This window comes from Serratia sp. 506_PEND, assembly GCF_001076875.1.
In the GTDB taxonomy this organism is placed as follows: Bacteria; Pseudomonadota; Gammaproteobacteria; order Enterobacterales; family Enterobacteriaceae; genus Serratia; species Serratia marcescens.
Window position 1 is genome coordinate 1 of the sequence record NZ_JVEL01000501.1, and the last position, 1,416, is coordinate 1,416.

Sequence of the window (1,416 nt, forward strand, 5' to 3'; positions counted from 1 at the left end):
TTGGTCCCTTAGTTAAAGAGAAACTGCCATTTAGGCTGTGTCCCTTAATTGCATAACCTTTTGTAAAACAGCCGGATGCAACCCAGTTTAACCATCGCCAGATAGTTCCTCGCCGTTTTGTCGTAACGTGTAGCAATGCGGCGGCATTCTTTCAGGCGACCAAAGCAACGTTCAACAACATTGCGATTACGGTAAGCATCACGATCGAACTGTGAACGACCATCTGACGCCATTTTCTCATTCGATTTTCGAGGGATGACGGTTTTTATAGCCCTGCTCTTCAGCGCCTTACGTAAAGCATGTCCAGAGTAAGCTTTATCAGCCAGTACAGCATGACCACGTCGCTTCATGCTGCCGTTCTGGCGCTGAACACCAATGCCGTCCAGCAGACGTTGTGCGAACTGGCTTTCATGGGCTTGTCCGGGACTCAGCACGATGTTTAACGGCAGACCACTGCCGTCTGTCGCCAGATGGATTTTGGTGCCAAAACCGCCGCGAGAGCGACCCAGCCCATTATCTCCGGCGATATCGGGATGTTTTTTTGAGCACCGGCAGCACATCTGAGTGCACGGATATTACTGCCGTCCAACGCTGTCGCTGACCAGTCTATAAGGCTGTTTGCATCAAGTAACGTAAGTAACCTGTTGAAAATGATGTTAATCACTCCTGACTTTGACCACCGGTTAAAACGGTTGTAAACGGTCTTCCATGGACCATATCGCTCAGGCAAATCGCGCCATGGTGCGCCTGAACACAGCACCCAGAACATACCGTTGATGATCATACGATGTTCTGCCCATGGGCGTCCGGCTCGTGGTGTTGCTGGTTCAGCAGGTAATAAGGGCTGGATGAGAGTCCATGCTTCATCAGGTAGGTCGTAGCGAGCCATAGTTCAATATGTTGTGGAAACAGACAGTTACTATAGCTCAGGCAATTAAGGGACACAGCCTAGTATCCAGCAGGATGATAAACATCTACACAAGGTTATTCTGAGCGACTTTGCGATATCGAAGTTCAAGGTGACGAATGCGGATTATAGTTCATACATCAAAATAAGGGGGGTAAAGGCATTACCAGTAGGCCCCTTGATGAAAAGCCATCCCTCGCTGCTGAAGGGGGATTATTCGGTAAGTGTAACCTGGCAACAGGCGAAGGATTATTGTCAGTGGTTAGGTAAAGAATCAGGCAAAAAAATAGACCTGCCGACAGAGGCGCAATGGGAATATGCAGCGAGATCCAGAGGGCAATATCTTCCTTTTGCTACAAATAATGGCGAGTTTACACCAGGGGTTAATATACCAAACGAGGAAGAATTAGATGAATATACTGATGGGTTTGGCTTTCCTATTTACCCAATAGGAAAATACCCCCCTAATCCCCTAGGGCTCTATGACATGGGATTAAGTGGCTCAGAGT

At 48.0% G+C, this 1,416-nt stretch carries 2 protein-coding genes; one reads left to right on the forward strand and one right to left on the reverse strand.

Annotation, left to right across the window (positions count from 1 at the left end):
• Positions 1-44: 44 nt before the first annotated feature.
• Positions 45-889, reverse strand: a protein-coding gene (locus ADK28_RS31025) for an IS5 family transposase (RefSeq protein ID WP_152929730.1) whose coding sequence is annotated in 2 segments (ribosomal slippage) — positions 45-544 and positions 544-889 — 846 coding nt in all. Because the reading frame shifts where the segments join, the coding sequence is not laid out codon by codon here.
• A gap of 64 nt (positions 890-953) precedes the next feature.
• Between ADK28_RS31025 and ADK28_RS30430 the strand changes: the two genes are divergently transcribed.
• Positions 954-1,416: formylglycine-generating enzyme family protein (locus ADK28_RS30430; protein ID WP_152929731.1), on the forward strand; the 463-nt coding region annotated here is incomplete at its 3' end.